The 25488-nt window shown below is 62.3% G+C and carries 20 protein-coding genes, 1 tRNA gene and 2 pseudogenes; 8 read left to right on the plus strand and 15 right to left on the minus strand.

Annotation, left to right across the window (positions count from 1 at the left end; genetic code table 11):
* Window positions 1-134: 134 nt before the first annotated feature.
* The 3 genes from P0D71_RS10440 to P0D71_RS10450 all read right to left on the minus strand — a co-directional run bounded on the left by P0D71_RS10440 (window position 135) and on the right by P0D71_RS10450 (window position 1076).
* Complete coding sequence (locus tag P0D71_RS10440) at window positions 135-401, minus strand: transposase (RefSeq protein ID WP_408187206.1); 267 nt, start codon at window positions 399-401, stop codon at window positions 135-137.
* Between the two features lie 43 nt (window positions 402-444).
* Window positions 445-621 carry a hypothetical protein gene (locus P0D71_RS10445; RefSeq protein WP_408297482.1) on the minus strand — a complete coding sequence of 59 codons (177 nt, stop codon included), beginning with the start codon at window positions 619-621 and terminating at the stop codon, window positions 445-447.
* Window positions 622-713: 92 nt separating this feature from the next.
* Window positions 714-1076 (minus strand): hypothetical protein, encoded by a 363-nt coding sequence (locus P0D71_RS10450; RefSeq protein WP_177205006.1) that lies wholly within the window; start codon window positions 1074-1076, stop codon window positions 714-716.
* Between the two features lie 195 nt (window positions 1077-1271).
* Between P0D71_RS10450 and P0D71_RS10455 the strand changes: the two genes are divergently transcribed.
* Entirely contained in the window at window positions 1272-2291 is a 1020-nt protein-coding gene (locus P0D71_RS10455) for a helix-turn-helix domain-containing protein (protein WP_408479888.1), read from the plus strand.
* Between the two features lie 2021 nt (window positions 2292-4312).
* Here P0D71_RS10455 and istB read toward each other — a convergent pair.
* From istB to P0D71_RS10495, 8 genes and pseudogenes are all read right to left on the minus strand, one after another.
* Window positions 4313-5089, minus strand: a complete 777-nt coding sequence (gene istB / locus P0D71_RS10460; RefSeq protein ID WP_175766748.1) for an IS21-like element helper ATPase IstB — start codon at window positions 5087-5089, stop codon at window positions 4313-4315.
* Window positions 5079-6014, minus strand: a pseudogene (locus P0D71_RS10465) (Mu transposase domain-containing protein); the annotation flags it as partial. The gene istB and the pseudogene P0D71_RS10465, both read right to left, overlap by 11 nt.
* A gap of 373 nt (window positions 6015-6387) precedes the next feature.
* Window positions 6388-7404, minus strand: a complete 1017-nt coding sequence (locus tag P0D71_RS10470; RefSeq protein WP_408479891.1) for an IS110 family RNA-guided transposase — start codon at window positions 7402-7404, stop codon at window positions 6388-6390.
* Between the two features lie 106 nt (window positions 7405-7510).
* A pseudogene (istA, locus tag P0D71_RS10475) lies at window positions 7511-8110 on the minus strand (IS21 family transposase); the annotation flags it as partial.
* A 97-nt stretch (window positions 8111-8207) separates the two neighbouring features.
* Window positions 8208-8303, minus strand: a complete 96-nt coding sequence (locus P0D71_RS10480; protein WP_408479893.1) for a hypothetical protein — start codon at window positions 8301-8303, stop codon at window positions 8208-8210.
* Window positions 8304-8544: 241 nt separating this feature from the next.
* Window positions 8545-8634 (minus strand) — tRNA-Ser (locus P0D71_RS10485).
* A 161-nt stretch (window positions 8635-8795) separates the two neighbouring features.
* Complete coding sequence (gene serS / locus P0D71_RS10490; RefSeq protein ID WP_408187204.1) at window positions 8796-10091, minus strand: serine--tRNA ligase; 1296 nt, start codon at window positions 10089-10091, stop codon at window positions 8796-8798.
* A gap of 101 nt (window positions 10092-10192) precedes the next feature.
* A complete protein-coding gene (locus P0D71_RS10495; RefSeq protein WP_408479895.1) occupies window positions 10193-11506 on the minus strand; it encodes a replication-associated recombination protein A in 1314 nt (437 codons plus the stop codon).
* A 358-nt stretch (window positions 11507-11864) separates the two neighbouring features.
* Here P0D71_RS10495 and cytX point away from each other — a divergent pair, with 358 nt between their 5' ends.
* The gene (gene cytX / locus P0D71_RS10500; RefSeq protein WP_408479897.1) at window positions 11865-13181 is read left to right on the plus strand and encodes a putative hydroxymethylpyrimidine transporter CytX; all 1317 of its coding nucleotides are present in this window, start codon (window positions 11865-11867) and stop codon (window positions 13179-13181) included.
* 103 nt (window positions 13182-13284) lie between these two features.
* Here the strand turns inward: cytX and speB are convergent, their stop codons facing one another.
* Complete coding sequence (gene speB / locus P0D71_RS10505; RefSeq protein WP_091796349.1) at window positions 13285-14274, minus strand: agmatinase; 990 nt, start codon at window positions 14272-14274, stop codon at window positions 13285-13287.
* 172 nt (window positions 14275-14446) lie between these two features.
* Between speB and P0D71_RS10510 the strand changes: the two genes are divergently transcribed.
* A complete protein-coding gene (locus P0D71_RS10510) occupies window positions 14447-15367 on the plus strand; it encodes a LysR family transcriptional regulator (protein WP_408187202.1) in 921 nt (306 codons plus the stop codon).
* 80 nt (window positions 15368-15447) lie between these two features.
* Here the strand turns inward: P0D71_RS10510 and lolA are convergent, their stop codons facing one another.
* Together lolA and P0D71_RS10520 are read right to left on the minus strand one after the other, a co-directional pair.
* The gene (gene lolA / locus P0D71_RS10515; RefSeq protein WP_091800713.1) at window positions 15448-16185 is read right to left on the minus strand and encodes an outer membrane lipoprotein chaperone LolA; all 738 of its coding nucleotides are present in this window, start codon (window positions 16183-16185) and stop codon (window positions 15448-15450) included.
* 422 nt (window positions 16186-16607) lie between these two features.
* The gene (locus tag P0D71_RS10520) at window positions 16608-18920 is read right to left on the minus strand and encodes a DNA translocase FtsK (RefSeq protein ID WP_091796353.1); all 2313 of its coding nucleotides are present in this window, start codon (window positions 18918-18920) and stop codon (window positions 16608-16610) included.
* A 345-nt stretch (window positions 18921-19265) separates the two neighbouring features.
* Here P0D71_RS10520 and trxB point away from each other — a divergent pair, with 345 nt between their 5' ends.
* The 3 genes from trxB (at window position 19266) to P0D71_RS10535 (ending at window position 21839) form a co-directional block, all read left to right on the plus strand.
* Complete coding sequence (gene trxB / locus P0D71_RS10525; RefSeq protein WP_091796355.1) at window positions 19266-20267, plus strand: thioredoxin-disulfide reductase; 1002 nt, start codon at window positions 19266-19268, stop codon at window positions 20265-20267.
* Between the two features lie 179 nt (window positions 20268-20446).
* The gene (locus tag P0D71_RS10530; RefSeq protein WP_408299326.1) at window positions 20447-21205 is read left to right on the plus strand and encodes a Smr/MutS family protein; all 759 of its coding nucleotides are present in this window, start codon (window positions 20447-20449) and stop codon (window positions 21203-21205) included.
* A 13-nt stretch (window positions 21206-21218) separates the two neighbouring features.
* Window positions 21219-21839, plus strand: coding sequence for a trimeric intracellular cation channel family protein (locus P0D71_RS10535; protein WP_091800716.1), 621 nt, complete (start codon window positions 21219-21221; stop codon window positions 21837-21839).
* A gap of 96 nt (window positions 21840-21935) precedes the next feature.
* On the opposite strand, the gene fliD is transcribed toward P0D71_RS10535, so the two are convergent.
* A complete protein-coding gene (fliD, locus tag P0D71_RS10540; RefSeq protein WP_408479900.1) occupies window positions 21936-23444 on the minus strand; it encodes a flagellar filament capping protein FliD in 1509 nt (502 codons plus the stop codon).
* 283 nt (window positions 23445-23727) lie between these two features.
* On the opposite strand from fliD, the gene P0D71_RS10545 reads away from it, so the two are divergent.
* Together P0D71_RS10545 and P0D71_RS10550 are read left to right on the plus strand one after the other, a co-directional pair.
* Entirely contained in the window at window positions 23728-24387 is a 660-nt protein-coding gene (locus P0D71_RS10545) for a glutathione S-transferase family protein (protein ID WP_408479902.1), read from the plus strand.
* A 122-nt stretch (window positions 24388-24509) separates the two neighbouring features.
* Window positions 24510-25427 (plus strand): LysR family transcriptional regulator, encoded by a 918-nt coding sequence (locus tag P0D71_RS10550; protein ID WP_091796363.1) that lies wholly within the window; start codon window positions 24510-24512, stop codon window positions 25425-25427.
* The last annotated feature ends 61 nt before the right edge of the window (window positions 25428-25488 follow it).

Raw genomic sequence — 25488 nt, forward strand, 5'->3', positions numbered from 1 at the left:
GGGATTTACGCAGCGAGGGCGGAATTGGATGCAAAGGCGGGGCAAATTGCGGACAAACGAAGTTGCCGGGCATGGCCGCTACCGAAGTTGCCGGGCATCGGCGCGGCCGGCGCCCGTGGGCGCCTGTAGCAGTGTCAGGAGACGGTCTCGTTCAAGGTTTCCATGACTTTCGACATCAAGCCGGCTCGTCTCCATTCGAGCCATTTGATGTAACAGCTCTGGGCAGGCGGATAGTGCGCAGGCAGGTGATGCCATTTGGCGCCTGTCTGCGTGACCCAGAAGATCGCGTTGAGGATACCGCGCGGATCGCGCCGTGGGCGCCCGACACCTGTTTTCGCGACATGGGGAAACAGGTGTTCGATCTTGGCCCAATCTTCGTCTGATAAAGGAATATGCGGCATCTAGAACTCGACAAGAAATGCTTTTCGCCCTGGTGACGTCACGTCATATCACTCTGTCCAGACACCAACCACCAACCACGAATGCCAGCATGAGAAGGATCGCGGCGGCCGTGCCTACCCAGATCAGCACATCGTCGAAAGTCGTATTGGCAAACGCAAGCGTACCGCGCCGCTCTGCTTTCACTTCGCCAGGTTTATCGTCCTGATCTTGAGAGACCATGTGCGACTCACATCACCGTTAGGGGAGAAAACGGGATTGGCTAATGCGCGCGCCGCTATGGCCGAATGACGGAACGCGAACGCCAGGATGGGTTATGCGTCAGGCCGTTTGCCGTTCGCAATGGACGGTTCCAGAATCTGTGCCGCTTCGAAATCGAGATCGGGAAACGTGACCTTCAAGATCCGGATAAGCTGCGCCGCGCATTGATCTGCTTCGACTGGCGCGTTGAGCTGGAGCACTTCGAGCAGCGTGACAAATGCCGGCAAGAAAGCGTCGGACACCGGCGTTTCTCTTGCCTGCTCGCGCAGATAAGCGATATACCCGAACACGTGGCGTATGAACTCGACCTGACGCGCGGCGAACTGAGCGCTGTCGATTGCTTCGGAGGCAATGGTGAGGGAAACGTCGGCTGCCGGCGCATGCGGCAGCCGCACATACGATGTGAACTCGCTCAAGCGAAAGCTCCGGTTAACCCTGAAGGCAAGCTGGACAGGTCCGCCGACACGCTGCATACATGGCGCGCGTGACCCTGTGCTATAACCCTTATTGTCACTTTTACGTGATTATTTAGTCGTTTCTATCGTAAGGCAGTATTTCATACCACCTTACCTGCGTCAAATGTATTTGACAATCCTTTCTGCCCGCATCCAATGACATTCGATTGGCACGCGCTGTATGACGACGTGAAACGGCTGGGCGAGTTCGGCAGCGATGCTCAACTGGCCGAAAGCCTCGGGCTGACGCGCGCGCAGATTTCGGCATGGCGCACGGGCAAGAGCGATCTGGGCACGCTCACGAAGCTCAAAATTCTCGATGCGCTAGGACATGACCAGTTGCGCTCGGCGGTGCTCAGCCTGTTGCCCGAACAGAACCGCGACGAACTGGCGAAGCAGCATCTCGTCCTGACTGAGCGTGTGTCGCGCGGCATGCAGGCAAGGGATCGCGCGGCCGCTCCTTCGAGCGACGTCCCGCCGCCACGCGAGGCCAACCAGTTGCTCGCGCACCTGCCCGACGAGGAGCGGGAGCGAATCATGCAGCACCTCACTCCCGTTTCCCTGCCGCTTGGGAAAGTGGTGTATGAACCTGGCGAGCGCCTGACTCAGGTCTATCTGCCCACCACGGCGATCATCTCCATGCTGCACGTCATGGAGAACGGCGAGTCGGCCGAAATTGCGGTAGTCGGCAACGACGGGCTGCTCGGCGTGGCGGTTTTCATGGGCTCAGACACCGTTTCGAATCGGGCGGTCGTCCAGAACGCGGGGGACGCGTACTGTCTCAGCGCGCAGTTCGCCAAAGAGGAGTTCGCGCGCGGCGGCTATATCCGGCGACTGTTCCTGCGTTACGCGCAAGCGCTGATTACGCAGATGGCTCAGACTGCCGTTTGCAATCGCCATCATTCGATTGCACAGCAGTTTTGCCGGTGGCTCCTGCTGAGTCTGGACCGCCTCGACAGCAGCGAATTGCAAATGACGCAGGAATTGATCGCGAACATGCTGGGTGTGCGTCGGGGGAATGTGACCGAGGTCGCGAAGCAGTTGGAAGCGGTTGGCGCGATCCGCTATAACCGCGGGCACATTGAAGTGATCGACCGCGCCGCGCTGGAACATCAGGTTTGCGAATGCTACGGCGTCGTGACGCGCGAATGCGAGCGGCTTTATTCGGCGGCGTGACTTGATGGCGGCGCGTCAGAACCGCCCATGCTTTAGCGGAGCGGAGCTGAGCTGCAATTCTCTCGATGACGATGCGGGCAGAGTGCGCATCGGCGTGCCTCCGTTTCGACCGCTACCGCGTGGCGCCGATTGAGCGGACCATCGCGGTCCACGGCAATTCTCTAACAGGCGCGTTGGTTCAGCACGCGTTGCCCTCCTCTGTGCCGCTTTATGCGGCGTTCCGTCTGAGTATCGTGAAGTCCATGACACCGCGTCCCGAATTGAGGTCCACCTCGACGCCTTTCGCGGCTGACGCATTTGCATCAATCCTGGGCCAGAACAGGTGGATCCACGAGCCCTTGTCGTCGTTGATCACGGCGTACGTGCTCCCGTCCGGGGCGAGCCTCGCGAATTTGCAACTTGATCACACGTGCTGCTAATGAGCGCTGGACGGAAAAGTGGTGCGATCCAGCCAGTGGGGAGCGCACGACACAATGACAAGCAGGGGACCAAAACCGACGTTGGCCCCCTAGATGCACGAAACTATTTTGTTAGTCGATTCGTGAGCAGCAAAGCAAAAACCCCGCAGAATTTTCATTCTGCGGGGTTTTTAAATTTGGCGGAAAGGGTGTCCGCTATCACATCTATATTTACAAGCATTCCATCGATATTCTTCAAAAAGTACCCGACTAAGTACCCGGAAAATCAAGACCTTTCGTCGGGTAAGGATTTGCAGGCTTCGAATCCCTCCGCCCCGCCCAAATCTCGCCTAACACCCTTATACAGCAAGGCTCTCAAGCCGGCCGTGACTGAAAGTAACCGGAAAGAGATCCGGCCTCTGGTCGCCCTGTTGTGTCACTCGATTATCGTCCGACTGGCGATTTGAGAGTATTCAAAGAGCCGCCGAACGCAAAATCTCTGGTGACACTGGTGACGGCACGGAAAATCTGCCGGAAAGCCTTGATGCAGCTGGATTTCTCTGTCACCAAGAGTGTCACCAGATGCACATATTGTTGGCGACAAATTTGGTGACACATTTTCATAGTTCACGGCTATACGCCGCTACCGAGCCCACAGGCTTACGTCTCGCTCCGCGGGTGCCGTGTTACTGCGATGCTCAGACGCCCTCGTGCTGGAACATTTCCGCGCAAAAGGATCCCCGCGCCGCCGCCCTCCCACCGCGCGCAGATACGAGCCATGGCTCGGCAGATCCCTTCGAGTCCAGTTGCTTGCCTTCAAATAGAAGAAGGCACATCGTGTTCCGGTTCCCGCTTGAACCTCAACAGGGACGTCTGCGATTTCGGACCATCGCCTCGCGGCCGCGCCGTGCCGGTATGGATAAAGGTGTGACCGAACGTCGGTTGAACGCGGACGCGCTGCCCGACCATTAACGGCAGACCCTAATCCAGCAGTGATGGCGCTTGAATCGATGGCAGTGGTGGTTGCGCCGCGGCAGTCGGCCAGGAACGGCCGGTCAACATCATCGCTCAAATCGTCGACACCCATGAGCGGGCCCGGCGTCTACAACTGTTCAAGGAACGACATGACAGTGAGAGAAGAAGCACTTAGCAAGCTGCTAGTCGGTGATATCTTCCATGCACACTTCACTCAATGGGCCTCGAACCAAGGGCCTAGCCTTATATGCTTGGTGACGGATGTCACTGACAAGTCCATTGCGGCGCGAACAGTCACGACGCAGGTTTGTTTCACCTTCGACCGAACGACGGGCCGTTCGGAGTCGTGGGAACCAGCCATCTATCACCCCAGAACCGACGAATCACTTGTTGCCGTGATTGACTCGATAGCGCCTCTGCCCCCTAACATTCACAATGCGTTACTCTGGCTCGACCGGCATCAGCGACTCGCCTCATATAGCGCTGACCCGGAACGACACAGACTCACGAGTGAACACAGAGAAGCTTTGCTGTTTGTAGCCAAGCACTATCCCGAAGACCCGCTTTAGCACTCGTTGTTGATTTGCGCGGAATCCTGACCCACGATTTGCATTGAATTCTGACCCACCCGTTGGACCAGCTTGCGGGTTATTCGGTGGGTATCTGGGTCTTCTTTCTCTCCTTCTTTGGTTGCGTCGTGCTGTTTCTGAAACGATAGCTATCGTTGCCTGTTTCTACAATGTGGCAGTGGTGCGTGAGCCGGTCGAGCAGCGCCGTCGTCATCTTTGCGTCACCAAACACACTGGCCCATTCGGCGAAGCTCAGATTGGTGGTGATGATGATGCTGGTTCGTTCGTAGAGCTTGCTGAGCAGGTGGAACAGCAGCGCACCGCCGGTCTGGCTGAATGGCAGATAGCCGAGTTCGTCGAGAACCACAAGATCGGCATACATGAGTCGCGTGGCGAGCTGTCCGGGCTTGCCCACGAGCTTCTCCTGTTCGAGCGCATTGACCAGTTCGATGGTGGAGAAGAAGCGCACGCGGCGGCGATGGTGTTCGAGAGCCTGCACGCCGATCGCGGTGGCCAGATGGGTCTTTCCAGTTCCAGGTCCGCCCACCAGAACGATGTTGTGTGCCGAGTCGATGAACTCGCACTCGTACAGTTGCCGCACCAGCGCTTCGTTGGCGTCGCTGCAGCTGAAGTCGAAGCCACCGATGTCGCGATACGCCGGGAAGCGTGCCGCCTTCATCTGGTACGCGAGTGAACGCACTTCGCGCTCTGCGATTTCCGCCTTGAGCAACCCGGCAAGCACCAGCGAAGCTGACTTGTAGGCCGGCGAGTCTTGCGCGGCGAGTTCGCCTAACGCCTGAGCCATACCGTGCAGCTTGAGTGACTTGAGCATCTGCATCATGACGTCAGGCTGCATGATCGTCCTCCCGATTCCTCAGGCGGTCGTAGCGGCCCACGTTAGCCTGTGGCTCAACCGTTAGTGCGAAGGCCTGCGGCGTCTGCAGCGGCGGCACAGGCGGGCTGTCGAGCAGCCGGCTCAGGATGTTCAGCACCGTCTGCTTGTTCGGTGCGCCGGCCTCGAACGCCAGCTCGACTGCAGTGAGCACCATCTGTTCGTCGTGCAGCAGGACCAGCGCCAGAATCTCGACCATCTCCCGGTCGCCGCCGGGGCGCTTCAGCAGCACGCCCTGCAGCTTGCGGAAGCCGGCTGGAAACTCGGCGAAGGGCGCTCCGTTGCGAAGCGCCCCGGGTTTGCGCTGCAGGACTGCCAGGTAGTGACGCCAGTCGTAAATGGTTTCGCCGTGGTCATGGCTGCGGTTGATGCAGCGCTCGTGCTCGGCAATCACCTGGCCTTCGGCGACGAACACGAGTCTGGCCGCGTAGACGCGCAGACTGATGGGCCGGTTGGCGAACGACGCCGGCACGCTGTAGCGGTTGCGCTCGAAGTTCACGAGGCATGTCGGCGAGACGCGTTTGGTGTGTTCAACGAAACCATCGAACGGCTGGCCCACCGGCATCAGGTGTGGCCGCTCGGCCGACCATGCATCCCATATCGTCGTGTCCTGTTCCGGGTGACGTGTCTGCTGCCACAGCAGCACGCACTGATCGGCCAGCCAGTCGTTGAGCGCGGCGAGTGAACCGAATGTCGGCACCTTCTGCCAGAGCCGGTGACGGCTGTCCTGGACGTTCTTCTCGATCTGCCCCTTCTCCCAGCCGGAGGCGACGTTGCAGAACTCGGCGTCAAACAGGTAGTGGCTTACCATCGCGCTGAACCGCGCGTTGACCTCGCGCACCTTTCCGGGGCGCACCCTGTCAACGGCAGTCTTCATGTTGTCTACAAGGACTTTCCCGTTTTGCAAGCAACAATTTGCCGGACCTGATCGTTGCCGACAGGTATCTTGAGATTATCGATTGCGTTCATCCGTCAGCACGTTCGTGATGAGCTTGAGGTATGTGGACGGCGTGTCTACAAACGGACATTTCTGCTGCCACAAACGGCAGCGGTCCCTGATGAAAGACGCGCGCTAAAGGCTCCAGTCATACAACGGGGATTCAGGCTACAGCGGTGCCTGTTACGCCCAACAACATGAGCGAGCATTCCTCAGCGCAGGTCCAACCTCTTTTACTCATCGACAACTGCATGTCACGCCATGCTGGCTTTACTACCGTACAAACGACGTCATGACTAACCGAACCCTAAACCCGGAGTACCAACTAAACCGGGACCTTGAACGCGTCGCCCAGGTGTAGCACGGCCCAACACATTCGCGCGTTCTTGGCTGCAATTGCAACGACTGCGCGACCGAATCCTCGCCGCTGCTTCAATTGCAGAGCCCAACGACTGACTGGATCTGAATGGGCTCTCGCCTTCATGAGCAGCGATCTCGCGCCCATGACGAGCAACGTTCGAAGGTAGCTGTCGCCAGTCTTGGTGATACTTCCGAGTCTGGCTTTGCCCCCAGAACTGTGCTGCCCCGGGGTCAGTCCTAACCAGGCACAGAACTGTCGCGAATTCTTGAAGTCATGCCCGTTACCGACACTCGCTACTATGGCTGTTGCAGTTGTCGGCCCGACGCCAGCGAGCTTCATTAATCGACATGCTCTGTCATTCTGTTTAGCTAATTGTGCGAGATACTTGTCGTACTCGCTAATGCGCTCATCCAGACGACCAAGGTGGTTAAGCATGTCTCCGATTGCCGTGTTGCACCAGCCGGGCAAATCCTCCAATACCGCCAGCGCCTCCCGCCGCATAGCACTCGCCTTGAGTGGAAGCGCGATGCCGAGTTCGCTCAGTAGTCCACGAATCCTGTTGATCAGCGCTGTACGCTCTTCAATGTATCCCTGGCGTGCCCGGTGGATAAATAGATCTGCTTGCTGATCGATCGTCTTGATCGGCACAAACCTCATGTTCGGTCTGGTGACTGCCTCACAGATTGCAGCTGCGTCATTAGCATCATTCTTTCCACGCTTACCTGCCATGCGGTATGGCGAGACGAACTTTGGCGCCATCAGACGAACTGTATGGCCGAGCTTCTCGAACTCCCGCGCCCAGTGATGTGCGCCCGAGCAGGTCTCCATTCCGATTAGGCAAGGCGGTAGGGAGGCCACGAGTTCGAGCAACTTGCTACGGCGGACCTCAGGGCGTACCAATTCGGGCTTGCCTGTCGGCCCGACGCCGTGCAGCGCGAATACATTCTTGGCCAGATCAATTCCGAGCGTTACGATTGCCATGGACTTCCCCTTCGAGTGAGTTGATGGAGCGTGAGAACCCCATCGTGGCACCTTCATGCCGTTGCCCGCAATGGGCGGCTAATTCGGGACGGGGAAGTCCCTTTCATTCGTAAATACCGCGGCGTGGAATGCCGCCCCACGCAACGAACGCATGATGGTGCGCGTCGAACAGCATCTCGTGGGTCTGCAGCAGATAGGCCCGCAGGAAGAAGGCGCGGCTGTGGCTGAGCTTGAGTTGCGCGACCTGCAGCTTGGTACGCTCGCCGTTGATGACGGCCCAGTCCTCGCTCCAGTCGAACTGGAACGCTTCCCCGGCCGCAAACCGGAGCGGAACGAAGGTCCCGCGTCCGGTTGTCTTTGCCTGCTCGTGCTGTTCCTGTCGCCAGCGTCGGGCAAACGCCGCGACGCGATCATAGGAGCCGGTGAAGCCCAGCGCACAGAGATCCGCGTGAATCTGCTTGAGGGTTCTTCGCTGTTTGCGCGGCCGGGTCGCCTCGGTCTTGAGCCAGCCTGCGAGCTTCGCAGCAAACCCGTCGAGCTTGCTGGGGCTGTGACGTTCGGGATAGGCGGGCAGGACGGTGCCGGCCCGTATGTAGCGCCTGACCGTGTTTCTGGACACGCCAAGCCGTTTGGCAATCTCGCGCAACGAGACATGATCGCGAAAGTGCCAGCGTCGGATGATGCTCAATATAGCCACGTCGATCACTCCGTTTCCCCTGCCCGTTGCCGAGCAGGTCAGTGTTCTACGTGGGTCAATATTCGATGCAAATTACTGCGTAGGGTGGGTCAGGATTCCGCGCAAATCAACAACGTGGATACGGGCCGATCTGGATCAGCCCTTCGCGGCCGTCTGGTTTCGTATAACGGAATTGCCAGTACTTCAGTCCGGTGGACTTCACGTGCAGCGCGAGGCCGCCGCCATCGTTGATGGCGGTACGCGCTCGCGCGTGGCTTGGCGGCGCGGCATTGCAGATCGCGAAGAAGGCTCTCAGGCATGGTCGTGAAATCGCCTCAAAAAGTACCCGGAATTTTGTGCGATTTTACAAGATTTTGTGAGACCTACTGAGACTTCAGATTCGCCGGAAAGCCTTGTCTAGCTTGGCTTTCCGGGATTTTATGAGACTGCTTAAGACATGTTCTTGGCGGAAAGGGTGAGATTCGAACTCACGGTACCCCTAAAGGTACACTGGATTTCGAGTCCAGCGCATTCGACCACTCTGCCACCTTTCCGGGTCTTCCAACTTGCAGTAGCCACGTTGCCGAGGTCGCTGCTTCGTCAGATCCAAGCGGGTCGTTGCTTGGGAGAGAAAGATTATAGAACAGCTGAATTGCTTTTCCAAGCCCCTCGTCAAAAATTTTTCAATGGGACTTGGCGGCCAGCCGCGCTCGAATCAGGCAGCCGGCAATTCCAACCGTTCCACACCGCCGAGGTACGGCCGCAATGCCGCCGGCACGGTAACCGAACCATCCGCGTTCTGGAAGTTTTCCAGCACCGCCACGAGCGTACGGCCCACGGCCAGACCTGAACCGTTCAGCGTATGCACCAGTTCCGGCTTGCCCTGCGCATTGCGATAACGCGCCTGCATGCGGCGAGCCTGGAACGACTCCGTGTTCGAGCAGCTCGAAATTTCGCGATACGTGTTCTGCGCCGGCACCCACACTTCCAGGTCGTATGTCTTGGCGGCCGAAAAGCCCATGTCGCCCGTGCACAACGTGATGACGCGGTACGGCAGTTCCAGCTTCTGCAAAATCGTCTCGGCGTGGCCGACCATCTGTTCCAGCGCGTCGTACGACGCTTCCGGCGCGACGATCTGCACCATCTCGACCTTGTCGAACTGATGCTGGCGGATCAGACCACGCGTGTCGCGGCCGTACGAGCCCGCTTCCGAGCGGAAGCACGGTGAATGCGCGGTCAGCTTGATCGGCAGCGCGTCCGCTTCGAGAATGCTGTCGCGCACCGTGTTCGTCAGCGAAATTTCCGATGTGGAAATCAGATATTGCGTGACCGTGTTCTCCTCACCGCCCTTCTCGACGCGGAACATATCGTCGGCGAATTTGGGCAGTTGGCCGGTGCCGTACAGAATTTCCGGATTCACGATATACGGCGTGTAGACCTCCGTATAGCCGTGGTGCTGCGTGTGCGTGTCGATCATGAACTGGGCCAGCGCACGATGCAGCCGCGCGATCTGGCCGCGCAGCAGGGTGAAGCGCGCGCCCGAGAGCTTTGCACCGGTCTCGAAGTCGAGCCCGAGCGGCGTGCCGACATCGACGTGATCCTTCACCTCGAATTCGAACTGGCGCGGCGTGCCCCAGCGGCGCACTTCCACGTTTTCGGTTTCGTCCTTGCCCATCGGCACGCTTTCGTGCGGCAGGTTCGGCACGCCGAGCAGCAGGTCCGACAGACGCTTCTGGATATCGTCGAGCCTGGCCGCCGACGCCTTCATCTCGTCGCCGATGCCGCCCACTTCGGCCATCAGCGCCGAGGTGTCCTCGCCCTTGCCTTTCATCGCGCCGATCTGCTTGGACAGGCTGTTGCGGCGCGCCTGCATTTCTTCGGTACGGGTTTGGGTGTCGCGGCGTTCCGCTTCGAGCGCGGTGAAGGCCGCCACGTCGAGGGTATAGCCGCGGTCGGCGAGGCGCTTGGCGACGCCGTCGAGGTCTTTGCGCAGCAGCTGGATGTCGAGCATGGGATGGGGCGGGTGTTCGTTGTATGAAGGAGGGATTTTAGCGCACCGGCGCGCGCGGCCGGTGCGTTAGATGGTCAGCGTGCGGATGCGGCCGCCAACCCTCACCCCTTCTTCGGCTTGTTTTCAGTGCGCCACTGCGCGTCGAGTTCGGCCAGACGTGCCATCTTGTCGCCGATCTTGCCCTCCAGACCGCGCGGCGTCGGCTCGTACCAATGCGGATCGCGCATGTTGTCCGGCAGATAGGTCTCGCCGGCCGCGTACGCATCGGGTTCATCATGCGCGTAGCGGTACTCGTGACCGTAGCCGAGTTCCTTCATCAGCTTGGTCGGCGCGTTGCGCAGATGCACCGGCACGCCGCGCGACTGATCCTTGCCGACGAAGCGGCGCGCCTCGTTATAGGCGTTGTACCCGGCATTCGACTTCGGCGCGACCGCCAGATAGATGATGGCCTGCGCCAGGGCCAGTTCGCCTTCGGGCGTGCCGAGGCGTTCGTAGGTCTCGGCGGCGTCGAGCGCGATGCGCGCGGCGCGCGGATCGGCGAGACCGATATCCTCCCACGCCATGCGCACGATGCGGCGCGCCAGATAACGCGGGTCCGCGCCGCCGTCGAGCATGCGGCAGAACCAGTACAGCGCGCCGTCCGGACTGCTGCCGCGCACGGATTTATGCAGCGCGCTGATCTGGTCGTAGAATGCGTCGCCGCCTTTGTCGAAGCGGCGCAGATTTTCGGCGAGCGCGCTGCCGAGCAAGGCGCCGTCGATCTCGGTGGTTTTCTGCTGCGAAGCCGCCCGGGCGACGATTTCGAGGTTGTTCAGCAGCTTGCGGCCATCGCCATCGGCAGAACCGATCAGCGCGTCGCGGGCTTCGTCGGTGAAGGTGAGGCCGCCGAGTTCCTTTTGCGCGCGCTCGAGCAATTCGCGCTGCTCTTCGTCTGTCAGGCTTTTCAACACGTAAACGGCAGCACGCGAGAGCAATGCGCTATTCACTTCGAACGACGGATTCTCGGTCGTCGCGCCGACGAACACGAACAGCCCCGATTCGACGTGCGGCAAGAAAGCGTCTTGCTGGCTCTTGTTGAAGCGATGCACTTCGTCGACGAACACGAGCGTCTGATGCCCGTTCGCGCGATGAATCTGCGCGGTCTCGACCGCCTCGCGGATATCCTTCACGCCCGAGAGCACCGCGGACAGCGCGATGAACTCAGCGTGAAAGGCATCGGCCATGAGCCGGGCGAGCGTGGTTTTACCGACGCCGGGCGGGCCCCAGAGGATCATCGAATGGGCTTCGCCTGATTCGAATGCGACGCGCAGCGGCTTGTTCGGGCCGAGCAGGTGCTTCTGGCCGATCACTTCGTCGATATTGCGGGGCCGCAGGCGTTCGGCGAGCGGAACATTGGCACGGGTTTCTTCAAACATGACGTTTTGGGGATAATCTCGGCTTTTCCGGACGCGGTCCGTGTGAAGGCGGCGTACTGCCGGTGAGCCACGCCAGCACGCGAAAGTGCGGGCAACGTCCTGCATTATGACAGTGACGGCGCCCGGACGAAGAGGCCGCGCGACGCGCCGGGACGACTCGGGTGGCGCAGGCCGTGCAAAAATCCGGAAATGGATAGCGCGGACGGACGACACAAGAGGACGGCGCGAGCGGACCGAGCAACAGCACAGCGCAACCGGACACGCAAGCGAAGCCCCACCGCGGACATAACAGCAAACGCAACCGCCGACGCAACTTCGCAGGCAAGTCGGCAAGCAACACCAACAGGGACAAGACCAGATGGCACAAGATCCAATCGCCGGCGACGCCGGTTCCACCTACGCGCCGCTCACGCCGGTGCCCGATGCGCGCCGCGCGTTCCGCACCGGCGACGCGTTCGCGCTCTGGTTTTCGCTCGGCATCGGCCTGCTGGTCGCGCAAGCGGGTGCGCTGCTGGTGCCGGGGCTGTCGTTGCCGCACGCGTTGCTGGCGATCGTGATCGGCAGCGTGATCGGCGTGGTGCTACTGGCGCTGGCCGGCGTGATCGGCACGGATACGGGGCTCGCGGCGATGTCGTCGCTGCGCCCAACGCTCGGCGTACGCGGCGCGTCGGTGCCCGCCGTGCTGAACGCGGTGCAACTGGTCGGCTGGGGCTCGTTCGAAGTGATCGTCATGCGCGATTCCGCCGACGCCCTCGCCAAGCAGGCCTTCGGCCTCTCCATGCCGCTCATCTGGACCGTGATCTTCGGCTTGCTCGCGACGCTGCTGGCGATCAGCGGCCCGCTCTCGTTCGTGCGGCGCTTTCTGCGCACGTGGGGCATCTGGCTGCTGCTCGCGGGCGCGGCGTGGCTCACGTGGAATCTGCTCGCCACACACGATCTGGCCGCGCTGATGCGCCGCCCTGGCACGGGCGAGATGTCGTTCGGCGGCGCCATCGATCTGGTGGTGGCCATGCCGCTGTCGTGGCTGCCGCTGATCGCCGACTACACGCGCTTCGGCCGTCGTCCCGGTGAAACGTTCCGCGGGACGCTGCTCGGCTACGGCATCGCCAACATCTGGTTTTACGCGCTCGGCGCGATCTACGGCCTCGCGGCGGGCGGCGGCGACGCATTGCTGACGGGCGCCCTGGCGCAAGCCGGCGGCGGTCTCGCGCTGCTGCTGATCCTGATCGACGAAGTCGACAACGCGTTCGCCGACATTCACTCCGCCGCGGTGTCGACGGGCACGTTCTGGACGCGCGGCAGCGTGCCCATTCTGTCGGCGGCGTTCGGCGCGCTATGCACGCTGATCGCCCTGGCCGTGCCGATGGCGAAGTATCAGAACTTCCTGCTGCTGATCGGCTCGGTGTTCGCGCCGCTGTTCGGCGTGGTGCTGGTGGATCACTTCATCTTGCGCAAGCGCCGTATCGAAGTGGCCGCGCTCGCCGACGTGCGCGGCCGTTACGGCTTCTCGGGCGGCTGGCATTTGAGCGCGTTTCTCGCGTGGGCCATCGGCATCGCCGCATTTCAGGCGATCAACCAGTGGCTGCCGAATCTCGGCGCGACCTTGCCGGCGCTGGTGATCGGCGCGGTGTGCTATCTGGCGTTCGTGTCGGCGCGCAAGACGGCGTATGCGTGAGTCTTGAGGCACGGCCGTCGCGGTAGTCGCGGCAGTCGTTCAGAAACGCAAAAAGGCCTGCATTTGCAGGCCTTTTTTCATTGCGAGACGTTGCGAGATTACTTCAACGCGTGGAAGCCCGATACTCGACGCCCGGCAACACGCACAGCAATTCGAACGCGAGATTCGCGCCGAGCAGCGCGGTCGTGCCGAACGGATCGTACGGCGGCGCGACCTCGACCAGATCGCAACCGACGATATTCAGTCCACGCGAGCCGCGAATGATTTCAAGCGCCTGCGGCACCGTCAGACCGGCGATTTCCGGCGTGCCCGTGCCAGGCGCAAAAGCCGGATCGATCCCGTCGATGTCGAACGTGATGTATACCGGGCCGTCGCCCATGCGCTCGCGCACACGCGCCATCAGCGGCACGAGCGACTGGTTCCAGCAGGCTTCGGCCTGCACGACTTCGAAGCCCTGATCGCGGCACCAGTCGAAGTCTTCCGCCGCGTATCCCGTGCCGCGCAAACCGATCTGCACGACCCGATCGCAATCGAGCAAGCCCTCTTCCACCGCGCGGCGGAACGGCGTGCCGTGCGCGATCTTCTCGCCCATCATCGTATCGTTGACGTCGGCGTGCGCATCCACGTGAATCAGGCCGACCTTGCCGTGCTTGCGATGAATCGCGCGTAGGATCGGCAACGCGATGGTGTGATCGCCGCCCAGCGTGATCGGTTTGCAATCGTGCTGAAGAATTTCGTCGTACGCGGTTTCGATGCGCGCGATCGAATCGTGCAGGTTGTACGGATTGATCGCCACGTCGCCGAGATCGGCCACGCGCAGCGAATCGAACGGCGCGGCGCGCGTCGCCATGTTGTAGGGGCGCAGCAGCACGGACTCGCTGCGAATCTGGCGCGGCCCGAAGCGCGCGCCGGTGCGGTTCGAGGTGCCGAGATCGAACGGCACGCCGACGAAGCAGGCGTCGAACCCTTCGGCCGAGCCGACGTTCGGCAGCCGCATCATCGTCGCAATGCCGCCGCAGCGGGGCATCGCGTTGCCGGACAGCGGCTGCGGCCGTTCACCGGCTTCGGGATTAATGAAGGAAGAGGTATTCATCGTGTCTCGGCAATGAAAAAGGGCAGCAAGCAAAATCTTGCAGACCGGCCGAGGAGAAGCATCTGAACCGCACCTTGCCGGGCGAATCTCGATTCTTGAGCAGTTTCCCAGAAGTTAAAATAGCAACAGAATAAACTTCACATTGATTCCCGGCGATGTATCCTGACGACCCATGTTCTCCCAACTCACCGATCTCGACCTGCGGCTGATCCGCGTATTTCTTGCCATTGTCGACGCAGGCGGCGTGTCGCCGGCCCAGGCGACCCTCAACGTCGGCCAGTCGACCATCAGCACGCAGCTTGCCACACTGGAAACGCGCCTCGGCTACCGGCTGTGCGAGCGCGGCCGCGGCGGCTTCAGCCTGACCGCGCGCGGCGAGCAGTTCATCGAGGCCGCCCGCGCGCTGCTGTCGGCCGTGGACACCTTCGGCATGCAGGCGCGCAACGTGGGCCGCAAGCTGGTCGGCACGCTCGACATCGGCATGATCGGCCACACGCCGGTGTCGGCGAGCGCGCGCATCAGCGACGCGATCGGACGGTTCCGGGCGCGCGATCAGTCGGTGCGGTTTTCGATTCTGGTGCGCTCGCCGGGTGAACTCGAAGAACTGCTGCTCAATGGGCGGATTCAGATTGGCATCGGCTATTTCTGGCACCGCGTACCGTCGCTCGAATATACCGAGGTGTTCGCGGAAGATCAGTTCGCTTATTGCGCGAAAGGGCATCCGCTGTTCGCGCAAGCGGGCGAGGTGCCGCCCGCCGAGGCTGCACAGCACGAGTGGGCGTGGCGCAGTTATCCGCTGCCCGAAGCCGAAAGCTCGACCACGCCGCAGAATGTCACCGCCGTCGCCGACAACATGGAAGCGGTCGCGATGCTGGTGCTCTCCGGGCATCACCTCGGCTATCTGCCGGGGCATTTCGCAGCGCCGTTCGTCAAACAAGGGCTGCTCGCAGCGCTGAATCCGGCGCAGATGCGCTACCGCGTGGCGTTTCATATGGTCACGCGCGCGCGGCAGCATCGCACGGATATTGTCGAAGCGTTTATCGACGATATGAAGGCCGCGCATCCCGTGCAGGTTTTGCAGGTGGATGAGTAGCGGCAACACTAGCGCCTGCCATGAAAAAAGCCGCGCACGGAGCGCGGCTTTCTGCCTGTCACATGCCACCCGCAGGCGGTTTAGCCGTTGATCACGTCCGCGCCCTTGGGCACCGTGAACTTGAACGCGTCGGCCGGCAACGGCGGGTTCTTCTGAATGTTCGAGAAGGTCAGCAGCGTGACGTTGCCGAACACGTCGTGCAATTCCATCGCTTCGAGATTGCCGTCCTTGAAGCCGATGCCCACGCGCTGAAACTGCGTGTCTTTCGCCTTCGGCGTCAGTTCGAGCCAGTCGATGCCGGCCTTCACACCCGCGTCACGCAGCGTGAAGTTCTTGTCGAGATCGTTGCTGCCGAACAGGATCGCCGCCGGGCTCGCGCCGAGCGCGCCGCCGAGACTACGCACTGTCACCTGATTCAGATCCTTGTCGTACACGTAGAGCTTGTCGCCGTCCGCCTGCAGCAGTTGGGCATAGGGCTTCTCGTATTGCCAGATGAACTTGCCGGGACGTGCGAAGGTGAAGGTGCCGCTCGACGTGCCGGTCTTGCCGGTGCCCGTGGTGGACAGCGTGCCGCTCGCGCCCTGCTGCGCCTTGCTTGGCGCCCGCACTTCCTGCTGCACGAAGGTGCCACGCGCCGAATGCACTTGCGCGACGAACGCTTTCAGCTGCTCGGTGCCGCTCGCGAATGCCTGCGATGCGAACAGCACCGATGCGCCGATCGCCACACTGCCCACGCCACGCGCGAGGGTCCGCGCGAGTTGGCCGAAACGGCCGGATTGAGCCTTCTCTCGAGCGTGCTGCTGCGCGAATAGCTGCATATAGTTTTCTCCCTTGATTGAATTCGTTGAGCGGTCGTGACCGCTTGCTTGCGCATTGGGCGATGCCTGCGCGACCATTGGCGAGGAGCTGCCGCGATGCCAGCGAGGCTGCGTCCCATTCGCCGTACCCAAGCGTGTAGGGGCAGCTTAGCCACCCCGCCTTAAACGAGCCTTAGGGTAGCGACCGGCCCTTCACAGACGCAAAGCATGGCTCGCCAAACGAGCCTTCGCAGTGGTAGCGACGCCTCAACGCCGCGACGCGTGGCTTGCTTTCCTTGTGGCGACGCTAACGAGGCGTCCGCGTCTCGCCGCCGACAGTGCATTCGCCACTTCGTTGCGAACTCGCTGCCGTCGGTCAATCCGCGCTGCCGCGCCGGGGCGAGAATATTCGCCGCCTCGCTGCGATCTCGCTGCCCGTCGGCTTATTCCGCTTCCCGCGCCGGCGCCAGAATCTCGCGATTGCCGTTCGATGACATGGCCGAGACCACGCCCGAATTCTCCATCTGCTCGAGCAGGCGCGCCGCGCGGTTATAGCCGATGCGCAAATGCCGCTGCACCAGCGAGATCGACGCGCGGCGGTTCTTCAGCACGACGTCGACTGCCTGGTCGTATAACGGGTCCGACTCGCCGTCGCCCGATCCGGTTCCCCCGGCGCCCGCCGAGCCTTCGTCGCCCTCGCCCGTCACGCCGCCTTCGAGAATGCCTTCGATATAGTTCGGCTCGCCCTGCTCCTTGAGTTTGTCGACGACGCGATGCACTTCCTCGTCCGACACGAACGCGCCGTGCACGCGCACCGGCAAGCCGCTGCCAGGCGGCAGATACAGCATGTCGCCCATGCCGAGCAGCGATTCCGCGCCCTGCTGGTCGAGAATCGTGCGCGAGTCGATCTTCGAGGACACCTGAAACGCCATCCGCGTCGGCACGTTGGCCTTGATGAGACCAGTGATCACATCCACCGACGGACGCTGCGTCGCCAGAATCAGGTGAATGCCGGCCGCGCGCGCCTTCTGCGCGATCCGCGCGATCAGCTCTTCGACCTTCTTGCCGACCACCATCATCAGGTCGGCCAGTTCGTCGATCACCACGACGATGTTCGGCAGGCGCGTGAGCGGTTCCGGATCGTCCGGCGTGAGGCTGAACGGATTCGGCAGCTTTTCTTCGCGCTTGGCGGCTTCGTCGATTTTGTTGTTGTAGCCGGCGAGGTTACGCACGCCGAGCTTGCTCATGAGCTTGTAGCGGCGTTCCATTTCGGCGACCGCCCAGTTCAGCGCGTGACCGGCCTGCCGCATATCCGTCACCACCGGACACAGCAGATGCGGAATGCCTTCGTACACGCTCATTTCCAGCATCTTCGGATCGATCAGGATCATGCGGACCTGATCGGCGCTCGCTTTGTAGAGGAGCGACAGGATCATCGCGTTGATCCCCACCGACTTGCCCGAGCCCGTGGTACCGGCCACCAGCAAGTGCGGCATCTTCGCGAGGTCGGCGCACACCGGCTTGCCGCCGATGTCTTTACCGAGGCCCATGGTCAGCGGCGACGCGGCATCCGCATACACCGCCGAGCCGAGAATCTCCGAGAGACTCACGGTCTGCCGACGCTGGTTCGGCAACTCCAGCGCCATGAAATTCTTGCCCGGAATCGTTTCGACCACACGGATCGATACGAGCGACAGCGAGCGCGCGAGGTCTTTGGCGAGACCGACGATCTGGCTGCCCTTCACGCCCGTGGCCGGCTCGATTTCATAGCGCGTGACCACCGGGCCCGGATACGCCGCGACCACGCTGACTTCGACGCCGAAGTCCTTCAGCTTCTTCTCGATCAGACGGGACGTGAATTCCAGCGTATCCGCGGAAATGGTTTCCTGCGCGGCGGGCGCGGCATCGAGCAGCGAAATGGGCGGCAAGGTGGAATCGCCCGGCAGGTCCGTGAAGAGCGGCACTTGCCGCTCCTTCTCGACGCGCTCCGACTTGGCCGGCGTGACGACCGGCGGCACGATCATGACCGGCTCGTGTTCCTCGATCCGCACGCGGCCCTTCTCGACCTTACCTTCGCGCTTGACGGCGGCCGCTTCGCCCAACTTGCGGTCGCGGCCGGCCTCGCGGCGCAGCTTGGCGAAGGTCACCGCGGAAATGATCGATTCGCCGACCTTCTCCGACACCGACAGCCACGAAAAACGGAAATACAGCGACAGGCCGATGCCGAGCACGATCAAGAGCGCCAGCGTGCCGCCCGTGAAACCCAGCGCATGCGACACGCCGCGCGCAACGGCCTCGCCGATCACGCCACCCGGCGCGCGCGGCAACTGCACTTTGAGCGACCACATGCGCAACGCCTCGATGCCGTCGCACGCCAGCAGCACGAGCATGAAAGCGAACGCGTCGGCAAGCCAGCTCTCGCGCGGCACGTCTTCCTGCTCTTCCTCGTGACGGGTGATGCGCTTGTAGTTCGCGGAGATATGGCGGCCGAGCAGCACGATCCACCAGTAGGCGGACAGGCCGAACAGCAGCAGCAGGATGTCCGACGTCCACGCGCCGACGCGGCCCGCCCAGTTGGCGATATGGTCGACCTGCGCGGCATGGGTCCAGCTCGGATCGCGCCGGCTATAGCTGACGAGCGCCATGAGCAGGAAGACGCCGAGCGCCACCTGCAGGATCCAGCGGATTTCGGTGAAAAGGCGCGACATGCGGTGCGGCAATGCCTGCGCGCTCGCGGAATAGGGAGCTTTTGCCATTGATCCTGTTGCGTGTGTGCCCGATTCCCGGCCTGGGTTGTTGCCTGAACCGCGGCCGAACCTCGACCAGCGGGGCTTCGGGCCCGATCCCGGCTTCCGGGAACTTCGATCCGGCCTATTGTAAACGCAGTGTCCCGCGCGAGGCTGTAAATGACGGTAACTTGGCCGTTTGGCCACAGAAAGGCGCTGCGGGGTGCGAGGCGACGCTATCGGTGCGATCGGAAAGCTTCATGGAGCGGGCCGGCGCCTCGCCCTTTATAATGCCGGACTGATACCCAACTATAGTTTCAGCTCAAGTCGCGCGGCCTCGCATGGGCGAGCCGGGCGCCGTAAAAGGATTCGATCATGCCCGCAACTTCCACGAAACACGCCAAGGTTCTGATTCTCGGTTCCGGTCCCGCCGGCTATACGGCTGCGGTCTACGCGGCGCGCGCGAACCTCGCGCCGGTGCTCGTCACGGGCCTCGCTCAAGGCGGCCAGCTCATGACCACGACCGACGTCGAAAACTGGCCTGCCGACGCCAACGGCGTGCAAGGCCCGGAACTGATGGCACGCTTTCTGGAGCACGCCGAGCGCTTCAACACCGAAATCATTTTCGACCACATCCATACGGCCAAGCTGGATGAGAAGCCGATCCGCCTGATCGGCGATTCGGGCGAATACACCTGCGACTCGCTGATCATCTCGACCGGCGCCTCGGCGCAGTACCTCGGGCTGCCGTCGGAAGAAGCGTTCATGGGCAAGGGCGTGTCGGCCTGCGCCACCTGCGACGGTTTCTTCTACAAGCAACAACATGTGGCCGTGATCGGCGGCGGCAATACCGCGGTCGAGGAAGCCCTCTACCTGTCGGGCATCGCGAAGAAGGTGACGGTGATCCACCGCCGCGACAAGTTCCGCGCCGAGCCGATCCTGATCGACCGTCTGCTGGCGAAGGAAAAGGAAGGCCTGGTCGAGATCAAGTGGGACAGCACGCTCGAAGAAGTGACCGGCGACCAGTCCGGCGTGACCGGTCTGCGTATCAAGAACACAAAAACGGGTGCCACCGAAGACATCGCGCTGCAGGGCCTGTTCGTCGCGATCGGCCACAAGCCGAACACGGATATTTTCGCGGGCCAGTTGGAGATGAAGAACGGCTACATCATCACCAAGGGCGGCCTGAATGGTTTTGCGACCGCCACCAGCGTGCCGGGCGTGTTCGCGGCGGGCGACGTGCAGGACCACGTCTACCGTCAGGCGATCACCAGCGCGGGCACGGGCTGTATGGCCGCGCTCGACGCGCAGCGCTATCTGGAAACCATCGACGAGATGGTCGGCGAGCACGCCATGAGCCAGGAAGCCGAGCGTTAATCAGCCGCGCCGGCGAGCGAGCCGGTCAGGAAGATTGGCGCAACGGTAAAATAACGGTCGGGCTTAGCCCGGCCGCCTGTCAGAAGAAAGGCCGCGGCTGACAAGCCGGCGGCCTTTTTGCATTCCGGTCGCAAGCAAACGTCGCGCGACCGGTCCACTTTTCTGCGTGTCTTACCCCTATGCCGAAGAATCAGCCCCATCCGAGCGAACCGAAGCGCGCGCGAGCCGCCGCGCGGCCCGCGCCCGAACCGGCTGCGCCCGCCGTCAAGCCGAAGGTGGACCCGGCCGCCGGTCTCGCCGGCCTCGGCGCATTGCGCGATGCGCTCAAAGTCGACACGCAACGGCGCGAGCGTGAAAAGGCGGCCGCCGCGGCCGCGCAGCGCGAAGCATCGGCGGACGCCGATCTGTTTCGCCGCGAGATTGGGGCGGTCGCGCCGCTAGCCGTGCCGCCGCGCGCCACGCTGCCGCGCAATCCGCCGCCACCGCTGCCGGTGCAAACCAGACTCGACGAAGAAGCCGTGCTGCACGAAGCGATCTCGGACGAGTACGATCCCGAAGTCCTGCTCGACACCGACGAGACGCTGTCCTACTGCCGTCCCGGCGTGAGCCAGGAAGTCGTGCGCAAGCTGCGGCGCGGCGACTGGATCGTGCAGGCGCAAATCGACCTGCACGGCATGCGGCGCGAGGAAGCGCGCGAGGCGCTGGCGGAGTTCATCCGCGAATCGGTGAAGCGCGGCTTGCGGTGTTTGCGCGTGATCCACGGCAAGGGTCTGGGATCCATTGGCAAGGAGCCGGTGTTGAAAGGCAAAGTACGCGCGTGGCTCGTGCAGAAGTCCGAGGTCATCGCGTTCTGCCAGGCGCGCCCGCATGACGGCGGCGCCGGCGCGGTGGTCGTGCTGCTGCAGCCGGGCGCGTTGCCGGCTCACGCCAGAACCTGACGGAGCCGCGGTGATCCATCCGAGGCTGACCCTCGCGCTGACCCTCATGGAGGCGCTGGCGATTTTTGCATACGCCATTTCCGGTTTCATCGAAGCCAGAACCCGCCGGCTCGATACCGTGGGCACGTTTCTCGTGGCGATCGCCACGGCCTTCGGCGGCGGCACGTTGCGCGACGTGCTGCTGGAGCGGCGGCCGTTTTACTGGGTCGAGCATCAGGGCTATCTGATCGCGATCTTCGTGATGTCGCTGTTCGCGCCGATGCTGTTGAAAATGACCTCGCGTCTGCTTTCCGAACGGGTTCTGCTGGTCGCGGATGCGATCGGCCTTGGGCTCTTCAGCATCGCCGGCACATCGATCGCGCACGACGCGCAAATGCCGTGGTTCACCTCGGTGCTGATGGGCGTGCTGACGGGGGTTTTCGGCGGCGTGATTCGTGACGTGCTGTGCAACGAGGTGCCGCTGATTCTGCGTGACTCGCGGCCGTATGCGACCTGCGCGTTCGTCGGCTGCTGGCTGTATGTGCTGATGGATTACTTCGACTTCGACACGGTGTATAGCGTGCTGATCGCCACCGCCTTTATCCTGCTTGCGAGGCTGGTGACGTTCAGGCTTGATGTGCGGTTGCCGCACTAGCTGCCGCACAAGGTCCCGCACGAGCCAGCGGGCGGCACGGCCCGCCTCGACCCGCGGCGTACCGCCCGCGAACGGCCGCCGCCCCGCCCTTCAAACCTACTTGTTGGTCGCCAGCGCGCCCGCGCTCTTCGAGCCGCCGAACAACGCCGTCAGATACGCCGAGTTGTTGTTCATGGTCGCCATCAACGTATTCAGTGCAGTGAACTGGCTCTGGTACTGCTTCGTCAATTGCGTGGCGTAGTCGCGCAACTTGCTTTGCTGCGCGGTGACGCTCTTCAGGTCGGCATTCAGCGCAGAGTTGCGCGTGTCGATAATGCCGCCCGTGCGCGTGAACTCGGTAATGCTCTTGTTCAATTTGGCGCCAATACCATTGGTCGAATTGAACAACGCGGCAACCTGCGCAGAGCTTGTGTTGAGCGCGGTAGTCAGTTTCGCATTGTCCACGACTAGCGTACCGTCCGCCGGATCGCCTTTGAGGGCGATGCCGATATGGCCGAGAGTCACCACCGAACTGCCCTGGCCAACCCCGCCGCTGACGATCGAAGCCAGCGCGTTCTTCACCGTCAACAACGTCGAGTCGCCCAGCAGCGCGCCGCCCGTCTTCGACGATTTGTCGTACGAGGACAGCTTGCCGATCGTGGTGACAACGGTGTTGTACAGATTGACGAAATTCGTGATGGCCGTGTTCTGCGCGGTGGTGTCCGGCGCGATGGTCAGCGTCTGCGGGTTGTTGACCGACGCGCTCGACAGATTCAGCGTGACGCCGGAAATCGCATCGGTGACGGCGTTGTTGGCGCTGCGCGCCGCGATCCCGCCGATGGTGACCAACGCGTCTTGCGCGGCTTCACTCTGCCGCCACGCTCGGCCGGCATCCGACGAAACGATCGTGGACGGCGCGCCGTTCGCCCCGGGCGTCGACGTCACGCCGAGGCTCGACAGGCCCGCATCGTTCTGCACGTTGCTGGTGGCCACGTTGATCGTGTTGGCCGAGCCGGTGTTAGCCGAACGCAACACGAGGTGCGCGCCGCCGGTGCCGGTCACGATCGTTGCCGTGACGCCGGGATTGTTGCCCGCTTTATTGATCGCGCCGGCAATCCCGCTCAAGGTGTTGTTGGTGCTGTCGATCGCGACATCCATCGACTTGCCGCCGACCGAGATGGTGAGCGTGCCGGTGCCGAGCTGCGTGGCCGCACCGAACGCCGCCGAAGACAGGCTTTGCGACGAAGCCATCTGCGTGACATCGATCGTATAGCTGCCGGCCACCGCGCCCGGACCTGCTTTCGGGTCGAGGCCCTTGGCGCTCGCGGTAGCCGCGAAGGTGGACAACGTCGTTCCGTCCGACAGATTCTTGAGCGCCGCCTGCACCGCGGACAACGCCGAAGTCAGCGCGCCGTAGGCGGATAAGGTGGTGTTGTCGCTGGTTTGCCTTGCTTGCAGCGCCGCCGCCTGGCCCGCCGTCTTGGCGTTCACGAGCACCGAGACCAGCGACGCCACGTCCATCGACGAGTTGCCGGTCGAACCGCTGATAATGGATTGCGCCGCTTGCTGAACCTGGCTCTGCGCGTTCGAGGTCGCGCTATTGACCGAAGACGTGATCGTAGACATGTGAAGCCCCCGTGCGTCGAATTATTCGTTGTTGATTTGAGTGACGCCCCGAGCTTGCTTCTGTCGCACCATTTATCCGGTCACGTCGGCGTCTCTTACAAAGTTTTCAAATGTTACACCATCTTTCTTCATAGTTTCGTGACGGTTTGTCGTAGCGAATGCCGGCCGATAGATCCTCATGGCTGTCGATTTGCGGCGCCGCCGTTCGTCGTGAAGTAAACGGTCGATCAGGCCGTCACCGCGCGCAGCGCGCCCAGCAATATCAACCGCTCAAGGTGACACGATGCCCCTGAAGCTCTACGCCCATCCGTTCTCCTCGTACTGCCAGAAGGTCCTGACCGCGCTCTACGAGAACGGCACGCCATTCGAATTACGCCTGCTCGCGCACGACGACCCGCAAGTCATGGCCGAATTCGCCGCGCTTTGGCCGATCAAACGGTTTCCGCTGCTGGTGGACGGCGGCCGGACCGTGATGGAGGCGAGCATCATCATCGAATACCTGGGCCTTTATCATCCCGGACCGGTGCCGCTCGTGCCGGCCGACGCCCGCGCGGCGCTGGAAGTGCGCGGCATGGACCGCTTCTTCGACAACTACATTTCGACGCCGCAGCAGAAGATCGTCTACGACAGCATGCGCCCGGAGCCGGAGCGCGACCCGCGCGCCGTAGCCGAGGCGCGCGCCATGCTCGACACCGCGTACGGCTGGCTGGACAAAGTGATGGCGAAGCGCGAATGGGCCGCCGGCGACACCTTCAGCCTCGCCGATTGCGGCGCCGCGCCATTCCTCTTCTATGCCGACTGGACGCACGCCATCGGCCCGGCGTTTGCGCATGTGCTCGCTTACCGCAAGCGGCTGCTGGCGCGGCCGTCGTTCGCGCGCGCGGTGGATGAAGCGCGCCCCTATCGCGCATTTTTCCCGCTCGGCGCGCCGGACCGGGATTGAGCATGACGGCCCGGCAGAGGCGCTGTGCGGGCGGCCGACTCTCAGCCTATGCGACAACAATTTTTCCAACCTATACACTTCACTTCGAAACCTACTTCCGGCAATCACTCATAAGGCAAAACATGGACCGTTTCGAAGCGATGGAGATATTTACGCGTGTGGTGGAGGCGAACAGCTTCACCAAAGTATCCGAGTCGCTCGACCTGCCACGCGCCAAAGTCAGCCGCACCATCCAGGCGCTGGAGGAACACGTCGGCGTGCGTCTGCTGAACCGTTCGACGCGCCAGGTCAGCGTCACCGAAGACGGTGCGCTGTTCTACGAGCGCTGCGTGCGCATTCTCGCCGAAGTCGTCGACGCCGAATCGTCGCTGTCGAACAAACGCGAAAATCCGGCCGGCACGATCCGTGTGGATACGTCCGGCACGCTGGCCCGCGCGCTGCTGCTGCCCGCGCTCGATGATTTCTACCGGCAATACCCCGAGATCGATGTGCGGCTCGGCCTCGCCGATCGCAACATCGATCTGATTCAGGATGGCGTGGACTGCGTGATCCGCATGGGCACGCCGGAAGAGTCGAGTCTCGTCGCACGTCGGATCGGCCAGGCGCGCATCGTCACGTGCGCGTCGCCGGCGTATCTGGAGAAATACGGCGAGCCGACCACGCTCGAAGCGTTGAGCGAGCACCGCGCGGTCAATTACGTGTCCGCCCGCACGGGCAAGACGTTCCCGTTCGAATACGAAGTGGACGGCGAAATCGCCAAGGTCACGTTGAAGAGCGTGCTCGCGGTGAACGACGGCTCCGTGTATATCGGCGCGGCCGTGCTCGGCCACGGCATCATCCAGCCCTCGCGCTTCATGGTCTCCGATCTGATCAACCAGGGCGCGTTGAAGGAAATCCTCACCACCTACACGAGTCCCGGTACGCCGTTATCGGTGCTCTACGCGCACCGCCGCAATCTGAGTTCGCGGCTGCGCGCATTTATCGAGTGGGTGACCGAACTGGCGCGCAACAATCCGGATCTGCGTATTACGGACCAGTAAGCGGCGTCCGCAAAACAGAAAGCCCCTTGCGCTTCGCAGCGCAAGGGGCTTTCTTCAAACT

The sequence above is a fragment of the Paraburkholderia sp. RL17-383-BIF-A genome, from assembly GCF_046028015.1.
GTDB lineage: Bacteria > Pseudomonadota > Gammaproteobacteria > Burkholderiales > Burkholderiaceae > Paraburkholderia.